The 15,538-nt window shown below is 73.6% G+C and carries 17 protein-coding genes and 1 tRNA gene; 9 read left to right on the top strand and 9 right to left on the bottom strand.

Annotation, left to right across the window (positions count from 1 at the left end):
• The first annotated feature begins 78 nt into the window (after positions 1 to 78).
• From JOE61_RS13700 to JOE61_RS13690, 3 genes are all read left to right on the top strand, one after another.
• A complete protein-coding gene (locus tag JOE61_RS13700; RefSeq protein WP_193668602.1) occupies positions 79 to 423 on the top strand; it encodes an FmdB family zinc ribbon protein in 345 nt (114 codons plus the stop codon).
• 65 nt (positions 424 to 488) lie between these two features.
• Positions 489 to 1,154, top strand: a complete 666-nt coding sequence (locus JOE61_RS13695; protein WP_307823013.1) for an SAF domain-containing protein — start codon at positions 489 to 491, stop codon at positions 1,152 to 1,154.
• A 48-nt stretch (positions 1,155 to 1,202) separates the two neighbouring features.
• Positions 1,203 to 1,562, top strand: coding sequence for a large conductance mechanosensitive channel protein MscL (locus JOE61_RS13690; RefSeq protein ID WP_193668603.1), 360 nt, complete (start codon positions 1,203 to 1,205; stop codon positions 1,560 to 1,562).
• Between the two features lie 11 nt (positions 1,563 to 1,573).
• Here JOE61_RS13690 and JOE61_RS13685 read toward each other — a convergent pair whose 3' ends face one another.
• The 3 genes from JOE61_RS13685 to JOE61_RS13675 all read right to left on the bottom strand — a co-directional run bounded on the left by JOE61_RS13685 (position 1,574) and on the right by JOE61_RS13675 (position 4,015).
• On the bottom strand, positions 1,574 to 1,744 hold the full coding sequence (locus JOE61_RS13685; RefSeq protein ID WP_193668604.1) for a hypothetical protein: 171 nt from the start codon (positions 1,742 to 1,744) through the stop codon (positions 1,574 to 1,576).
• Entirely contained in the window at positions 1,741 to 2,970 is a 1,230-nt protein-coding gene (locus JOE61_RS13680) for an LCP family protein (protein ID WP_307823012.1), read from the bottom strand. The genes JOE61_RS13685 and JOE61_RS13680 overlap by 4 nt, the downstream gene beginning before the upstream one ends.
• A 73-nt stretch (positions 2,971 to 3,043) precedes the next feature.
• Positions 3,044 to 4,015 (bottom strand): exonuclease/endonuclease/phosphatase family protein, encoded by a 972-nt coding sequence (locus tag JOE61_RS13675; RefSeq protein ID WP_193668605.1) that lies wholly within the window; start codon positions 4,013 to 4,015, stop codon positions 3,044 to 3,046.
• A 97-nt stretch (positions 4,016 to 4,112) separates the two neighbouring features.
• Here JOE61_RS13675 and JOE61_RS13670 point away from each other — a divergent pair.
• A tRNA-Arg gene (locus tag JOE61_RS13670) sits at positions 4,113 to 4,185 on the top strand.
• A gap of 24 nt (positions 4,186 to 4,209) precedes the next feature.
• On the opposite strand, the gene JOE61_RS13665 is transcribed toward JOE61_RS13670, so the two are convergent.
• From JOE61_RS13665 to JOE61_RS13655, 3 genes are read right to left on the bottom strand one after another with little or no spacing between them, the layout of a single operon-like run.
• On the bottom strand, positions 4,210 to 5,151 hold the full coding sequence (locus JOE61_RS13665; RefSeq protein ID WP_204797243.1) for a hypothetical protein: 942 nt from the start codon (positions 5,149 to 5,151) through the stop codon (positions 4,210 to 4,212).
• Positions 5,148 to 6,233, bottom strand: a complete 1,086-nt coding sequence (locus JOE61_RS13660) for a DNA adenine methylase (protein WP_204797242.1) — start codon at positions 6,231 to 6,233, stop codon at positions 5,148 to 5,150. The genes JOE61_RS13665 and JOE61_RS13660 overlap by 4 nt, the downstream gene beginning before the upstream one ends.
• Positions 6,234 to 6,292: 59 nt before the next feature.
• Positions 6,293 to 7,504, bottom strand: coding sequence for a saccharopine dehydrogenase family protein (locus tag JOE61_RS13655; RefSeq protein ID WP_193668606.1), 1,212 nt, complete (start codon positions 7,502 to 7,504; stop codon positions 6,293 to 6,295).
• 72 nt (positions 7,505 to 7,576) lie between these two features.
• Here JOE61_RS13655 and JOE61_RS13650 point away from each other — a divergent pair, with 72 nt between their 5' ends.
• The gene (locus JOE61_RS13650; protein WP_193668607.1) at positions 7,577 to 7,846 is read left to right on the top strand and encodes a DUF2277 domain-containing protein; all 270 of its coding nucleotides are present in this window, start codon (positions 7,577 to 7,579) and stop codon (positions 7,844 to 7,846) included.
• A complete protein-coding gene (locus JOE61_RS13645; RefSeq protein ID WP_193668608.1) occupies positions 7,843 to 8,658 on the top strand; it encodes a Sir2 family NAD-dependent protein deacetylase in 816 nt (271 codons plus the stop codon). Before JOE61_RS13650 ends, JOE61_RS13645 begins: the two co-directional genes overlap by 4 nt.
• Here JOE61_RS13645 and JOE61_RS13640 read toward each other — a convergent pair.
• Entirely contained in the window at positions 8,655 to 9,341 is a 687-nt protein-coding gene (locus JOE61_RS13640; protein ID WP_193668609.1) for an iron-dependent transcriptional repressor DtxR, read from the bottom strand. The genes JOE61_RS13645 and JOE61_RS13640 overlap by 4 nt on opposite strands.
• A gap of 95 nt (positions 9,342 to 9,436) precedes the next feature.
• On the opposite strand from JOE61_RS13640, the gene JOE61_RS13635 reads away from it, so the two are divergent.
• From JOE61_RS13635 to JOE61_RS13625, 3 genes are read left to right on the top strand one after another with little or no spacing between them, the layout of a single operon-like run.
• A complete protein-coding gene (locus JOE61_RS13635; protein WP_307823011.1) occupies positions 9,437 to 10,789 on the top strand; it encodes a cryptochrome/photolyase family protein in 1,353 nt (450 codons plus the stop codon).
• Positions 10,786 to 11,508 (top strand): hypothetical protein, encoded by a 723-nt coding sequence (locus tag JOE61_RS13630; RefSeq protein WP_193668610.1) that lies wholly within the window; start codon positions 10,786 to 10,788, stop codon positions 11,506 to 11,508. The genes JOE61_RS13635 and JOE61_RS13630 overlap by 4 nt, the downstream gene beginning before the upstream one ends.
• Positions 11,509 to 11,546: 38 nt before the next feature.
• Positions 11,547 to 13,181, top strand: coding sequence for a glycoside hydrolase family 13 protein (locus JOE61_RS13625; RefSeq protein ID WP_193668611.1), 1,635 nt, complete (start codon positions 11,547 to 11,549; stop codon positions 13,179 to 13,181).
• An 18-nt stretch (positions 13,182 to 13,199) separates the two neighbouring features.
• Here JOE61_RS13625 and JOE61_RS13620 read toward each other — a convergent pair whose 3' ends face one another.
• Both JOE61_RS13620 and JOE61_RS13615 read right to left on the bottom strand, forming a co-directional pair.
• A complete protein-coding gene (locus tag JOE61_RS13620; protein ID WP_227491592.1) occupies positions 13,200 to 13,619 on the bottom strand; it encodes a MarR family winged helix-turn-helix transcriptional regulator in 420 nt (139 codons plus the stop codon).
• 23 nt (positions 13,620 to 13,642) lie between these two features.
• Positions 13,643 to 15,310, bottom strand: a complete 1,668-nt coding sequence (locus JOE61_RS13615) for an MDR family MFS transporter (RefSeq protein WP_307823010.1) — start codon at positions 15,308 to 15,310, stop codon at positions 13,643 to 13,645.
• Positions 15,311 to 15,538 lie beyond the last annotated feature (228 nt).

Here is a 15,538-nt window from a genome sequence, read left to right as displayed (position 1 = left end):
CAGCCGAGTGCCAGCGCCGCGTCACGATCGACCGTCACAGTTCCACGCGCCCACGGGCGCCACCCCTGCGGAGACACGATGCCGACCTACCAGTACGCCTGCACCGAGTGCGGCCACGCCTTCGAGCAGTTCCAGAGCTTCTCCGACGACGCGCTGACCACGTGTCCCGAGTGCGAGGGCCGGCTGCGCAAGCTCTTCAACGCCGTCGGCGTCGTCTTCAAGGGCTCCGGCTTCTACCGCACCGACAGCCGCAGCGAGTCGGGCTCGGGCAGCAGCGGCTCCAGCAGCAACGGCTCGTCGGCCCCGTCGACGTCCCCGAGCAAGGAGTCGACCTCGAGCAGCGGCTCGTCCGGCTCGACCTCGTCGACCTCGTCGGGGTCGTCGAGCAGCACCTCGAGCAGCACCCCCGCCGCCTCCTCCTGAGCCGCGGCTCCCGGGGCTGTGGAGGAGCGGAGCGGCAGCGGCCCCGCACGGCCTAGCGTCGCCGGGTGCTCTCCGCCGACCCGCGCCACCCCGACCCGCCGCTGACCCGCCTGCGTCGCGCCGCCCTCGGCGTACGCCGCTCGCTGCTGGCCCGGCGCCGCCCGCTCGCCGCCCTGCTCGGCGCGGTCGCCGTGCTGGCCGGGCTGCAGGCGGCCACCCAGCCTCCCCCGCCCGGCGTGGCGGTGCGGGTCGCCGCCCACGACCTGCCCGGCGGCGCGGTCATCGCGGACGACGACCTGACGACGGTCGACTTCGCGCTCGACAGCGTGCCCGCCGACCTCGTGGCGGAGCCCGTCGGCGAGGTGCTGGCCTCGCCGCTGACCCGGGGCGAGCCGGTGAGCCGCGCGCGGCTGGTCGGGCCCGGGTTGGGCGAGCACGCCGGCGCGGGCGTGGTCGCGCTGCCGGTGCGCCTGCCCGACCCCGAGGCGGCCGCACTGCTGGCGGTGGGCGACCGCATCGACCTGGTGGCCACCGACCCCGCCGAGGGCGGCTCGGGCGTGGTCGCGCCCGGGGTCACGGTGCTCGCGCTGCCGGAGCCGTCGGTGACCGCGGGCAGCGCCGCGACCGGGCTGGGCGGGCGGGTGGTGGTGCTCGGCGTCGACCCGGCGGGCGTCCCCACGATCAGCGAGGCCGCGGCGAGGTCCTTCCTGTCCTACGCCTGGTCGCACTAGGGTCGAGGTGGCCCAGACGGGCTGCACGCACACAGAAAGGCTTCGTCAATGGGTGGGTTCAAGAGCTTCGTCCTGCGCGGCAACCTGGTCGACCTCGCGGTCGCCGTCATCATCGCCACATCGTTCGGTCTCGTGGTCACCACGTTCACCAACTGGCTCACCGCACAGCTCCCCGACAGCGCCAGCGACATCTTCACCAACGACGAGAACTCGTTCGGCGCCTTCATGAACGCGGTGATCTCGTTCCTGATGCTGGCCGCGATCGTCTACTTCCTCGTCGTGCTGCCCTACACCAAGGCCAAGGAGAAGTACTTCCCCAGCCCCGCGCCGGGCACGCCGGAGGACACCGTGCTGCTGCGCGAGATCCGCGACGCGCTCCTCGCCGGTCGGGACACCCCGACCGCCTGAGGCTCGCGCCGCTAGTCGCCGTGGTGCGGCGGCACCTGGGCCCGCAGCCAGGCGTCGCCGTCCCGGCGCTCGCGCTCGTCGTCGGAGCGCTCGTCGCTGGTCGTCTCGGGCAGCGCGTCGCCGAAGACCTCGGCCAGCCGCTTGCGGCGCTCCCAGGCGCTCTCGCGCTCCGGCGCGCTCACGTGCACAGCCCCGCGGCCTCGAGCGCCTCGTCGCTCGCCAGCCCGTTCCCGCCGCCGTTCCCGCCGCCGGAGCCACCCGAGTCGCCCGAGTCACCCGAGGAGGAGCCGGGCACCTTGCCGGCACTGATGACGTCGCTGCGCAGCTTCTTGGTCAGCGGCTCGTCCTCGGCCAGGGCGTTCCAGACCCCGGCGGCGTCCTCGGTCCACACCAGCTTGTTGGGGTCCTGGGGGTCGACGGTGTTGGGGATGGTCATGAACTGGACCTTGTCGGCCCCGATGCCGCGGAACTCGTAGCCGAGCCGGGCGATCCTCACCAGGTTGCCGAGCCCCTCGTCGAGGGTCAGCGACTCGGTGGCGGCCTCGAGGAAGGCCAGCAGCCGGTCGGGACGGGCCAGGGTGTCGGAGGAGAGCACGGTGCTGGCCATCGAGGCGATGAACGCCTGCTGGCGCTTCATCCGGCCGATGTCGGAGCCGCCCGAGAGCGCGTAGCGCTCGCGCACGTAGTTCAGCGCCTGGATGCCCTCGAGCTTGCGGGTGCCGGCCTCGAGGTAGATGCCGTGCGCACGGTCGTCGATGGTCTCGGGGATGCACACCTCGACGCCGCCGACGGCGTCGACCATCCCCTGGAAGCCCTCGAAGTCGACGACGACGAAGTGGTCGAGGCGGATGCCGCTGAGCTCCTCGAACTGCTGGATGGTGCAGGCGGGCCCGGCGAGCTGGAAGGCCTCGTTCCACATCGTGTAGGACTCGGCCGGGATCTCGGTGCCGTCCTCGGTGCGGCAGGCGGGCCGGTCGACCATCGAGTCGCGCGGGATGCTGACGCCGTACGCGCGCTCCCGGTCGGCCGAGAGGTGCAGCAGCAGCGTGGTGTCGGAGCGCTCGCCCCCGCCGGTGAGCCCGTCGATGTTGTTGCCCTCGCCGTCGCGGCTGTCGGAGCCCATCACGAGCACGTTGAGCGGCTCCTGCGGCCCGGCGACCTCGACCTTGTCGGGGCGCTCGCCGACCAGCTGGTCCTCGATGTCGAGGACGGTGAGGTTGTCGCTGTAGTGCCGGTAGAGGTAGGTCACCGAGAGCCCGGAGACCATGCCCAGGACGACCAGGGTGGCGACCAGCACCCGGCCCACGGTGTGCGAGCGGCGGGGCTTGGCCCGCCGGCGACCGGCGCGGGCGCCGGCGGCGACCGGGGTCGCCACCTCGGCGTGCGGCGTCGGGTCGGGGTCGGTCACGCCTCGATTGTGCGGCGCGCCCCATCGCTGGTCCAACTCCGCTCAGCGCCCTCTCAGGTGCTCGCGCGAGACGTCAGCGGTAGAGGCGCACCGTGGCCTGCAGCGGCCGGTGGTCGGAGCGGAAGCCGCCGAGGCTGCGGTGGGCTGCCAGCTGGGCGCGGCCCTCGTCGACGGTGCGCTGGGCCAGGAACACGTAGTCGACCCACCGGCCGGCCAGGGTGGGCTTCACACCGGCCAGGCCGAGCGCCTCGTACGACGACACCGCGCGGCCCTCGAACTCGCGGGTGATCCCGCCCCGGGGCCGGGCGTCCCGGTCGTCGGCGTGGTCGAAGTTGTAGTCGCCGGTGCCGACCACCACGTCGCCGGACCAGGTGTCCCACCGCTCGGCCAGCCAGGCGAGGTGGGTCTTGGCGTAGCGGGCGTTGATGTTGCGGCGGAAGCGCTGGCCGGTCTCGATGAAGTGGTTGACGTGGGTGTTGACCACGCGCACGGTGAGACCGCTCTCGCGGTGGCGCAGCAGCACCGTGGTCACCCAGCGCGCCGCGAAGGGTCGCTGGGTGGCGCGCGGACCGGCCCCCGGGTGCATCGGCCAGGCGTCGCGCGAGACGAGCGCGAACCGGTCGCTGCGCCACGAGATCGCGTCGCCCTGGCTGCCCTTGGCCTGGTCGAAGTACGCCGTGCGCCACCCCTGGGCGCGGTAGCGCGGGTGCAGCGCCACGAAGTGCCCGGTGTGCGCCTCCTGCCAGGCCACGACGTCGACGCCGCCCCGGGCGAAGATGCGGCTCATGTCGTGCTCGGTGTCAGCCCGGTCGAGGTCGTGGAAGACGTTCTGCGAGACGACCCGGATGGTCGCGGCGAGCTCGCGCCCCTCCAGCCGCGCCACCCGCTGGCGCCCCTCGGACTCCGGCTCCGCCTTGCCCGCCGGCACCAGTCCCGCCACGGACACGCCGACGACCGCACCCACCAGCACCACCGCAGCGACCACGGCAGCCAGCACGGCCCACGGCCGCCCCGAGGCCGCTGGGGCTCCTCCTCGCTCGCTCACCTGACCATCATCGCCCATCTCTTTACCTGCGGCACGGCCGCCCGGTGCCCGCCCTGCTTTCGTGCCAGGCACGCGGTGCTGCCAAAATAGCGGCGCAGCCCCAGTAGCTCAGCGGATAGAGCAGCCGCCTCCTAAGCGAAAGGTCGCAGGTTCGACTCCTGCCTGGGGCACCCACTTCTTCGTGACGCGTGGCCTCACAGGTCGAGGTGCAGCTGCGCGTCGGGCACCTCGGCGCGGGCCGCCAGCGCCTCCCCGGGCACGCTGACCCCCGGACCGTCGGGCAGGGGGCCCTCCAGCAGCCCGTGGCGCACGGCGGCGGCGTGCAGGTCGGCGCGGAAGGCGTCGAGGTCGGCCAGGGCGTAGAGCCCGTCGATGCGGTGCTGCTCGAGCAGGGCATGCATCCGCCGGAAGTCGCCCTGGCGGCTGAGCCAGCCGATCCCGTCGACGACGGCCAGCACGTACTGGTGGGCGAAGGACACGCTCGCCATGTCCATCACCTCGGTCACGGCCGCGGTGAGCTTGGAGCCGGTGGAGTCGAAGCCCTTGCAGGCCACCGCGATCAGTGCGCCGTCGAAGCCCGGCACCGCCAGGTCGGCCGGCCCCGTCTCGCCGTTGCGGCCCACGAAGCGCCCGCGCATCTCGTAGGGCAGGCCCAGGTCGCGCACCACCTGCTCGACGGCGTCCTCGATCATCTTCCCCGCGACCCCGGCCCTGCTGGCGGTCTGGCGGCTGGTGCCGCGCGCGGCCAGCACGTCGCCGAAGGTGTAGGTGCGGTGCCGCTGGGCCTCGAGGGCCTCCAGCAGGCCGAGCTCCTCGTCGAGCCACACCACGACCCCGCGGGCGTCGGCGGCGACCGCCTTGACCCACGAGGTGGTGCCGAACGCGACCCGCAGCAGGTTCTTCAGCTTCTCCTGCGACAGCCCCACGGCCAGGCCCAGGGCGTAGACGTCGGCCGGGCGGGCGCGCACCCAGCGGGTCAGCGACTCGACCGAGACCTCGTCGAGCTCGCCCAGGCTCGCGCCGGCGGCCACGATCGCGTCGGCCTGCTCGGAGGCCTCGTCGACCGCGACGTGGGTGGTCAGGCGCCGCAGCCGGGTCAGGTAGGCCTGCATCGCCTCCGTGTCGGCGGCGCTCATCGGGCGAGGAAGAGGTACTCGTCGACCGAGCGGCGTACGGCGGAGCGGTGGGTGCCGTAGTGGTAGGTGTGCGGCACCCGGCGCACCTCCACCTCGTCCTTGACCTCGCGCAGCAGCCGCACCAGCGTCTCGAGGTCGGGCAGCGCGTTGGAGGAGTAGGAGAGCACCAACGGCGAGTCGTGGAACTGCTTGAACACCTCGCGGAAGGCCTCCTCGATGGTGCGCCGCGAGGAGTACTTGGTGACCCGCTTGGGCAGCTTGCGGCTCTTGGTGTCCCACATGATCGTGTCGCCCACCCAGTAGCGCGAGAGCCCCTCGAGGAAGTGGAAGCGCTTGGTGTAGTCGTTGTCGTCGGCCGGCGGCGCGTACGGCGGGTCGAGGTAGACCAGGTCGTGGCGGCGCTGCGGCAGCTCGCCGATCTCCAGCGAGGAGACCGTGCACTCGCGCGGCCCGGCGAAGACGGCCGCGTTGTAGTCGGCGACCCGCTCGACGAAGTGCTCGCGCAGGCTCAGCCGCAGGTCGCGGCGCCCGTCGTCGTAGCGGCTCAGGTCACCGGTGAGCGTGAAGACCCCGCGGGGCTGCTTGCGCGCCGCGGCCAGGCACAGCGCGGCGATCGCCACCGCGCGGCCCCCGCCGCTCATCGTGTCGATGTGGCTCCACGCCGAGTCGAGGAAGGCCAGGTCGTCGGGGGTGAAGTAGACGCCGGTGAAGGTGCGGCGCACGAAGTCGCGCTCGTCGGCGGCCGGGCCCAGGATGCGCTCGACGTCGTCGTCCGAGAGCACCGTGTCGTGGTTGACCACGCCGGCGCTGGCCACCACGCCGGGGAAGCCCAGGTAGTCGTTGCTGTGCACCGACCAGCCCTGGTGCTTGAGCAGGTAGGACACCACGCCCGAGCCGCTGAAGGCGTCGAGCGCCGAGCCGGGCCCCGCCGCGGGCGCGACGTCGGCGAAGGCCTGGGCCAGGTGCGGCAGCAGCTTGTGCTTCGAGCCCATCCAGCGCACCCGCGGGAAGATCGCCGCCCGGGCCGCCGCGTCGGAGGCCGCCGGCGTGGTGAGCGGGGCGGTGGGCAGGCGGGGAGGCACGAGGACCATCTTGCCGCAGCGCACCGACAGTCCCCGCCAGCCGCGCCCCGCGCGGCCGCTCAGCCCTCGCGCTGGCCCTCGACCGTCTCGAAGCGGATGCCGGCGGCCATCAGCCGGGCGGTGAGGTTCTCCCCCATCGCCTGGGCCGTGGTCACGCAGCCGGCGGTGGTCGGGTTGTCGTCGTGGAGCAGGCACAGCGCCGACTCCGCGAGCATCTTGGAGGTCTCGCCGTAGCCGGGGTCGCCGCCGGAGACGCGCGTGTGGATGGTGCGACCGTCGCCCTCGCCGATGAAGTCGACGGTGAACCAGCTCTTCTCCCGGCGCGCCGGCGAGGGACCCTCGCCCTGCTTGATGCGGCTCTTGAGCAGGTTGCGCACGGGCGGGACCTGCGCGGCCACGCCGATCCCGACCAGGCCGGCCATCCCGCCCACCGCGTAGCGCAGCGTCCTGGTGCCGATGTAGTGGGAGTAGCGGAAGTCGGGGCCGTAGGAGTCGAGCGCTGCGCCGCTGCGCGCGACCACCATCGGGTCGAGGGTGGGCAGCGGCAGCAGGTAGTAGCCCAGCTCGCCGTCGCGGTGCGGCTTGCCGGCGACCGCGCGGCTGCGCCGGCCCTCGGGGCGCTTCTCGACCTCGCGGCGCTGCTTGGCGGCCTCACGGGTCTGCTTCATCCGCGAGGTCGCCCCCATCGCGGAGTGGAAGGTGCCGCCGGAGAAGGTGCCCGAGGCGCGCACCACGCCACGCACCGTGACCGGGCCGGTGGCCTGCAGCTGCTGGACGGTGTACCAGGCCCCCAGGTCGTGGGGGATCGAGTCGAAGCCGCAGGCGTGCACGATGCGCGCGCCGGTGCGCTCGGCGGTCTCGTGGTGGGCCAGGTACATCCGGTCGACGAACTCGGGCTCGCCGGTGAGGTCGACGTAGTCGGTGCCCGCGGCGGCGCAGGCGGCCACCAGCGGCTCGCCGTGCTCGAGGTAGGGCCCGACGGTGGTGATCACGACGCGGGTGCTGCCGGCCAGCGCGGCCAGCGACGCGGCGTCGCCGGAGTCGGCGGTCACCAGCGGCAGCTCGCCCAGCGCCGGGTCGATGGCGGCCAGGTCGGCGCGCACCCCCGCCAGCTTCTCCGGGTTGCGTCCGGCCAGCGCCCAGCGCAGGCCGGCGGGGGCGTTGCGCGCCAGGTACTCCGCGGTCAGCCGACCGGTGAAGCCGGTGGCGCCGAGCAGCACCAGGTCGTGCTCGCGCTCGGAGCGGGAGGCGGGATCAGGGGTGGCAGCCATGGCCCCATCGAACCAGCACGGCCCTTCTCACGGCAGCACCGGTCCACGTGGCGGCGACGTACTCTCGTGGGCATGTGCCGCAACATCCGCCAGCTCCACAACTTCGAGCCGCCGGCGAGCACCGACGAGGTCGAGGCCGCGGCGCTGCAGTACGTGCGCAAGGTCAGCGGGTCCACCAAGCCGTCCCAGGCCAACCAGGCCGCCTTCGACCGGGCCGTGGCCGAGGTCGCCGAGGCCACCCGGCACCTGCTCGACGCCCTGGTCACCACCGCACCGCCCAAGGACCGCGAGGTCGAGGCGGCCAAGGCACGGGCCCGGGCCGCGGAGCGGTACGCCCGGTGAACGACGCGCTCGGGCTGCTGGCCGGCCGGCCGCTGGTGGTGCTCACCGGCGCCGGGCTGTCGACCGACTCGGGCATCCCCGACTACCGCGGCCCGGGCGCCCCCCGGCGCACCCCGATGACCTACCAGGAGTTCGTCTCCGGGCCCGGCCCGCGGCGTCGCTACTGGGCCCGCAGCCACCTGGGCTGGGGCCGGATGCGCCACGCCGAGCCCAACCCCGGCCATCTCGCGGTCGCCCGGCTGGGCGCCGACCTGGTGATCACCCAGAACGTCGACGGCCTCCACGAGCGCGTCGGCACCCCCGGCCTGGTCGCCCTGCACGGCCGGATCGCCGACGTCGTGTGCCTCTCGTGCCGCGCGACCAGCGCCCGCGCCGACCTGCACCGGCGCCTGACCGCGCTCAACCCCGGCTTCGCCGAGCAGCATGCCGACGTGGCCAGCAACCCCGACGGCGACGTGGCCCTCGAGGAGACCGACGGCTTCGTCGTGCCCGACTGCGAGTGCGGTGGGCTGCTCAAGCCCGACGTGGTCTTCTTCGGCGAGAACGTGCCGCCGGCGCGGGTGGCGCGCTGCTACGAGGCCGTCGAGGCGCTCGGGCCGAGCGGCGGCGCGCTCCTGGTCGCCGGCTCCAGCCTGACGGTGATGAGCGGGCTGCGCTTCGTCAAGCGGGCCGCCAAGGCCGGCACCCCCGTGGTCGTCCTCAACCGGGGCGCGACCAGGGGCGACGACCTGGCCACCCGCACGGTGCACGCCGGCTGCAGCGAGTTCCTCACCGCCCTGGCCGACCTGCGTGCCGAGGCGGTCCCGGCCTAGAGCCTGCGCACGAAGATGTGGTCGGCGGCCTCGGGCACGATCTCGGCGCTCTCGCCGGCCGCGCCGACCAGCACCCCGGCCTCGGTGGCCACGATCGTCACGGTCTTGTCGGGCAGCGCGCCGACGCGGCGCAGCGCGCTCATCAGCTGCTCGTCCTTCTGCATCTCCTCCGAGATGCGGCGCACCAGCACCCGACCCTCCTCGGGGCTGGCGGCGCTGGTCAGCGACTCGACGCCGCTCATGAAGGTCTCAGCAGTGCTGGTCTGGCCGAGCTCGTCGAGGCCCGGGATCGGGTTGCCGTACGGCGACTCGGTGGGGTGGTCGAGCAGCTCGAGCAGGCGGCGCTCGACGGTCTCGGACATGACGTGCTCCCAGCGGCACGCCTCCTCGTGCACCAGCTCCCACTCCAGGCCGATGACGTCGATCAGCAGGCGCTCGGCCAGGCGGTGCTTGCGCATCACCCGGGTCGCCAGCCGCAGCCCGTCCTCGGTCAGCTCGAGGTGGCGGTCGCCCTCGACGGTGAGCAGCCCGTCGCGCTCCATGCGCGCCACCGTCTGCGACACCGTCGGCCCGCTCTGGTGCAGCCGCTCGGCGATCCGGGCGCGCAGGGGCACGATCCCCTCCTCCACGAGCTCGTAGATCGTGCGGAGGTACATCTCGGTGGTGTCGATCAGGTCGCTCACCCGACCATTGTCCACCACAGGGTCCACACCCCCGCCCCGCGGGCCGCGACCGCTCGGGTGTGCTGGCCCCACCGCCGCGCTGGCAGGCTCGTGGCGTGGTCAGCGTGATGTGGTTCCGCCGCGACCTGCGGCTCTCCGACAACCCAGCGCTCGTCGAGGCAGGCGCCGACGGGGAGGTGCTGCCGCTCTTCGTGCTCGACCCCCGCCTGTGGGGTCCGGCCGGTCCGAGCCGGCAGGCCTACCTGGCGGGCTCGCTGCGCTCGCTCGACGCCTCGCTGCGCCGGCGCCGGGGGACGCTGTCGGTGGTGCGCGGCGACCCGGTGCGCCGCGTGGTGCTGGCCGCCGGGGCGGTCGGCGCCGAGCGGGTGCACGTCAGCGCCGACTTCGGCCCCTACGGGCGCGAGCGCGACGAGGCGGTCGAGCAGGCCCTCGCCGACGCCGGCATCGAGCTGGTGCGCACCGGGTCGCCGTACGCCGTCGACCCCGGGCGGGTGCGCAACGGCTCGGGCGCGCCCTACAAGGTCTTCACCCCGTTCTCGCGGGCCTGGAACGACATGGGCTGGGACGCGCCCGCCGACGCCCCGACCGGGGTCTCGTGGCTGCGGCTGGACGAGGGCACCACCGAGATCCCCGAGCCGCGCGTCCCCGCGGGCCTCGACCTGCCCGAGCCCGGGGAGGCCTCGGCCCAGCGGCAGTGGGCGGAGTTCCTCGACCGCGTCGACGACTACGACACCGACCGCGACCGGCCCGACCGCGACGGCACCAGCCGGATGTCGGTGCACCTGAAGTACGGCGAGGTGCACCCGCGCACGCTGCTGGCCGACCTGGGCGCGAAGCGGAGCAGGGGCGCGCAGACCTACCGCACCGAGCTGGCGTGGCGCGAGTTCTACGCCGACGTGCTCTACCGGCGACCCGACTCGGCCCGCGACTACTACAAGCCCGAGTTCTCGCGCATGGACTACGACCGCCCCGGCGACCAGCTCACCGCCTGGCAGGAGGGGCGCACCGGCTTCCCGGTCGTCGACGCCGGCATGCGCCAGCTGCGCGCGACCGGCTGGATGCACAACCGGCTGCGGATGATCGTGGCCAGCTTCCTGGTCAAGGACCTGCACGTGGAGTGGCAGCACGGCGCCCGGCACTTCCTGCACTGGCTCGTCGACGGCGACCTGGCCAGCAACAACCACGGCTGGCAGTGGACGGCCGGCAGCGGCACCGACGCCTCGCCGTTCTTCCGGGTCTTCAACCCCACCACGCAGGGCCGGCGCTTCGACCCCGACGGCGCCTACGTGCGCCGCTGGGTCAGCGAGCTCGCCGACCCCGACCAGGTGCCCGACCCGCACGAGCCAGACGCCGACACCCGCGACCTGGTCGGCTACCCGGCGCCGATGCTCGACCACAAGGAGGAGCGCCAGGAGGCCCTCGACAGGTACGAGAGGATCAAGGGATGAACCCCTCCTCCTCGACCCTCGAGGCCCTCGTGGTCCCCGCCCGCTTCAACGGCCCCGCCGGCTCCGGCAACGGCGGCTGGTCGGCGGGTGCCCTGGCGGCGTACGTCGACGCCGACGGCGGGGCGGTCGAGGTGACGCTGCGCCAGCCGCCGCCGCTCGACACCCCCATGGAGGTCGTCGAGGACGACGGCGTCGTGACCGCGCTGCACGAGGGCGCGCCGGCCCTGGTGGCCCGCCGGGCCACGCTCGCGCCCGAGGGTGTGGCCGCGGTGTCGACGGCGCTCGCCCGCGAGGCCGCGACCCGCTACCCGGGGCTCGAGCAGCACCCCTTCCCGACCTGCTTCAGCTGCGGCACCGCCCGCGAGCCGGGCGACGGCCTGCGGATCTTCCCGGGGCGCGTCGACGACCTCGACGGGCGCCCGCGGGTGGCCGCGCCCTGGGTGGCCGGGGAGGCCGACCTGCGCGTGGTCTGGGCGGCGCTCGACTGCGCCGGCGCCTGGGCGGCCGACATGGAGGACCGGATGATGGTGCTGGGCCGGATGACCGCCGAGGTGCTGCGCACCCCGGTGGCCGGCGAGGAGCACGTGGTGGTCGGCCTGGCGCGCGGCAGCGAGGGCCGCAAGCACCGCACCGCGACGACCGTCGTGGACCCGCGCGGAGCGGTGGTCGGGCGCGCCGAGCAGGTGTGGATCGAGGTCTCCCCCGACGCGTTCGCCTGAGCGTGCCCGGGCCGGGAGCGTGTGGAACACTGGAGGACATGGCTTTGAACGATCCAAACCAGGGCGCCGGCGCCGAGTGGTGGCGCCACGCCGTCATCTACCAGGTCTACCCGCGCTCCTTCGCCGACGCCGACGGTGACGGCGTGGGCGACCTGCCCGGCATCACCGCCCGGCTGCCCTACCTGCGCGACCTGGGCGTCGACGCGGTGTGGATCTCGCCGTTCTACCGCTCCCCGCAGAAGGACCACGGGTACGACGTCAGCGACTACTGCGACATCGACCCGCTCTTCGGCACCCTCGAGGACGCCGACACGCTCGTGGCGACCGCCCACGAGCTGGGCCTCAAGATCATCGCCGACCTGGTGCCCAACCACTCCTCCGACCAGCACGTGTGGTTCCAGGCCGCGCTGGCCGCCGAGCCCGGCAGCCCCGAGCGCGCGCGCTACCTCTTCCGCGACGGCCGCGGCCCGCAGGGCCAGGAGCCGCCCAACAACTGGCAGTCGGTCTTCGGCGGCGCCGCGTGGACCCGGGTGGCCGAGCACCCGGACGGGCGCGACGACGACCCGCAGTGGTACCTGCACCTCTTCGACTCCACCCAGCCCGACTTCGACTGGCGCAACCCCGAGGTCGGCGACATGTTCGTCGACGTGCTGCGCTTCTGGCTCGACCGCGGGGTCGACGGCTTCCGCGTCGACGTGGCGCACGGCCTGCTCAAGGAGGAGTCGCTGCGCGACCAGGTGGTCGCCGAGGGCGAGCAGCCCGACAGCGCGGCGCCGATCAACGAGGAGCGCTCGATGGTCGAGCGCACCCTGCGCGACGAGCCGATGTGGGACCAGCCCGAGGTGCACGACGTCTACCGGCGCTGGCACGACGTGCTCGCCGAGTACGACGGCGACCGGATGCTGGTGGCCGAGGCCTGGACCCAGACCCCCGAGTCGATGGCGCAGTTCGTGCGCGACGACGAGATGAGCCAGGCCTTCAACTTCTCCTGGCTGCTGGCCCCGTGGTCGGCCGAGGCGTTCGAGGGCGTCATCACCGGCACCTTCACCGCGCTCGCCGACGTGCAGGCCAGCCCGACGTGGGTGCTGAGCAACCACGACGTCGTACGCCACGTGACCCGCTACGGCGGGGGCGCGAAGGGCCTGGCCCGGGCGCGCGCCGCGACGCTGGCGATGCTGGCGCTGCCCGGCTCGTCGTACGTCTACCAGGGCGAGGAGCTGGGGCTCGAGCAGGTCGACGTGGCCCCCGAGCACCGGCAGGACCCGTCCTACCTGCGCACCGGCGAGGTCGGCCGCGACGGCTGCCGGGTGCCGATGCCGTGGTCGGGCGAGAAGCCGCCGTTCGGCTTCGGGCCCGGCGAGGGCCAGCCGTGGATTCCCCAGCCCGAGGGCTGGGCCGACGTGACCGTCGACGCCCAGCGGGTCGACCCCGACTCGACGCTGGCGTTCTACCAGCGCGCGCTCGCGGCGCGCCGGGCGCTGAGCAGCGCCACCGGCGAGGTCGAGATGCTCGACCTGGGCCGCGACGTGCTGGCCTTCCGGCGCGGGCCGGTGACCGTGGTGCTCAACTGCGGCTCCACCCCGGTCAGCCGCCCCCAGGGCGAGGTCGTGGCCAGCAGCGGGCCGGTCTCCGACCTGCTGCCCGGCGACACCGCGGTCTGGGTGCGCTCCTGACGCTGCCCGGCGGGGCCCTCAGCTGCGGTTGAGGGCCTCGTTGTAGCGGCCCAGCACGCGCGCAAAGTCCTCGAGCTCCTCGGCGTCCCAGTCGTCGAGCCGCTCGTCGAGCCAGCGCCGCCGGTGCTCGGCGACCGCGGTCAGCCGCTCGACGGCCGACGCGGTGGCCGAGATGAGCGAGGCGCGGCCGTCGTCGGGATCCTGGGTGCGCTCGACGAGGCCGAGGTCGACGAGGTGCGCGACCTGGCGGCTGATGGCGCCCTTGTCGATGTTGAACATCTCGGCCGCGACCGAGGCCCGCATCGGGCCGTGCTGGCCCAGGTAGGCCAGCATCAGGTACGACGCCGGCTGCAGGTCGGGGTGCACGGCGTGGGCACGCTCCCCGATCACCCGCTTCACGCGGCGGATCATCACGCCCACCTCCTGCTCCAGGCGCATGAGGGACTCTGCTCGTGAGGCGGTCATCGTGGCGGCAGCGTAGCCGCCGCCCGGCTGTCGACGCCCTCGGCGTCCTCGACCAGGTCGGCGGTGGCCTCGGGCGCGGAGTCGGCGGGCGCGACCGGGACCATGTCGTGGGTGGTGCGCAGCGGCACCTCGCGGATGGCCACGACGCAGACCAGGGCCAGCAGCGCCAGCGGGGTGGCGACCAGGAAGATGTGGCCGAAGGACTCGCCGAAGGCCTGCTCGAAGACCCCGCGCACCGGGGCCGGCAGGGTGGCGAGGTCGGGGATCTCGTGGCTGCTGTGCCCGGTCTCCTCGATGCCGAGGTCGCGAAGCCCGGCGGTGACCTTGGTGGCGACCTGGGTGCTCAGCAGCGCCCCGAGCACGGAGACGCCCACCGAGCCACCGAGGGAGCGGAAGAACGCGACGACCGAGCTGGCCGCGCCGAGCTGGCTCAGCGGCACGCTGTTCTGCACCGCCAGCACCAGGTTCTGCATGGTGGCGCCCAGGCCGACGCCCAGGACCGCCATGAAGACGCCGACCACGCGCAGGTCGGTGGTCTCGTCGATGGTGCCGAGCAGGGCCAGGCCGACCACGGTCAGGACCATGCCCGAGACCAGCCAGCGCTTCCACCGCCCGGTGGTGGTGATCCGCCGGCCCGAGACGATGCTCGAGACCAGCAGCCCGCCGACCATGCAGATCGACATCAGGCCCGCGTGGGTCGGGCTCATGCCGCGGGCGGTCTGGAAGTACTGCGACAGGTAGACGGTGGAGCCGAACATGGCCACGCCGATCAGCACCGAGGCCGTGGTGGCCAGGGCGATGGTGCGGTCGCGGAAGAGGCCCAGCGGCACCACCGGCTCGACGGCCACGCGGGCCTCGACGTACACCGCGGCGGCCACGACCACGAGGCCGGCGACGACGAGCAGTGCCGAGACGGGCGAGACCCAGTCGAACTGGTTGCCGGCCAGGCTGACCCACACCAGCAGCAGGCTGACGCCGGCGACGATGAGCGTGGCGCCGGTGTAGTCGATGTGCACCTCGCGCTTGACGACCGGCAGGCGCAGGGTCTTCTGCAGCAGCACGAAGGCCACCACGGCGAAGGGCAGGCCGACGAAGAAGGTGCCCCGCCAGCCGAGCGGGGAGTCGACGATCAGGCCGCCGATGAGCGGGCCTGAGACCGTGGCGAGGGCGAAGGTGGCGCCGATGTAGCCGGAGTAGCGCCCGCGCTCGCGCGGCGTGATCATGCTGGCGATCACGACCTGCACCAGGGCGGTCAGCCCGCCGACACCGAGGCCCTGCACGACGCGCGCGCCGATGAGCACCTCCATGCTGGGCGCGAGCGCCGCGATGAGCGAGCCGATCGCGAAGATCACCAGCGCCAGCTGCACGAGCATCTTCTTGCTGAAGAGGTCGGAGAGCTTGCCCCACACCGGCGTGGTGGCAGTCATGGCCAACAGGGTGGCCACCACGACCCAGGTGTAGCCGGTCTGGGTGCCGTCGAGGTCGGCCACGATGCGCGGCAGCGCGTTGGTGACCACGGTGCTCGAGAGCATGGCCACGAACATCGCCAGCAGCAGTCCGCTCAGCGCCTCGAGCACCTGGCGGTGCGTCATGGCCACCTCGGACTCCGCCGGGGCGGCTGCGGTGTCGCCGGGGCTGCCGGTCGGGTGGGGGGCCTGGGTCACGGACTCTCGATTCACGCTGGGATTAACGGTTGACTTGCGCAACCTTATTCCCGGAGCCCTCCCCGAGCAACCCGCGAACGGGTCCGGACATGCAGCGACCCGCAGGCGTGACCCTCGAGACGAGGGCCGTGCCCGGCGGACGGAGCCGGGCCACCTGCGGGTCGGGCAGCTGCTTGGGATTCGCCAGCAGCGTCAGGGGCACTCCTGCCCCGTCGTCCTGCTGGGGCT

Source organism: Nocardioides salarius (assembly GCF_016907435.1).
GTDB classification, from domain to species: Bacteria; Actinomycetota; Actinomycetes; order Propionibacteriales; family Nocardioidaceae; genus Nocardioides; species Nocardioides salarius.
The sequence above is the reverse complement of the archived record's forward strand: the minus strand, read 5'-3'. Positions and strand labels throughout refer to the sequence as shown.

Coding starts and splice junctions, on each gene's coding strand:
- JOE61_RS13700 (WP_193668602.1), top strand. CDS start 79: ATGCCGACCTACCAGTACGCCTGCACCGAGTGCGGCCACGCCTTCGAG.
- JOE61_RS13690 (WP_193668603.1), top strand. CDS start 1,203: ATGGGTGGGTTCAAGAGCTTCGTCCTGCGCGGCAACCTGGTCGACCTC.
- JOE61_RS13665 (WP_204797243.1), bottom strand. CDS start 5,151: ATGAGCGCCGCCGACACGGAGGCGATGCAGGCCTACCTGACCCGGCTG.
- JOE61_RS13655 (WP_193668606.1), bottom strand. CDS start 7,504: ATGGCTGCCACCCCTGATCCCGCCTCCCGCTCCGAGCGCGAGCACGAC.
- JOE61_RS13650 (WP_193668607.1), top strand. CDS start 7,577: ATGTGCCGCAACATCCGCCAGCTCCACAACTTCGAGCCGCCGGCGAGC.
- JOE61_RS13630 (WP_193668610.1), top strand. CDS start 10,786: ATGAACCCCTCCTCCTCGACCCTCGAGGCCCTCGTGGTCCCCGCCCGC.
- JOE61_RS13625 (WP_193668611.1), top strand. CDS start 11,547: ATGGCTTTGAACGATCCAAACCAGGGCGCCGGCGCCGAGTGGTGGCGC.
- JOE61_RS13620 (WP_227491592.1), bottom strand. CDS start 13,619: ATGCGCCTGGAGCAGGAGGTGGGCGTGATGATCCGCCGCGTGAAGCGG.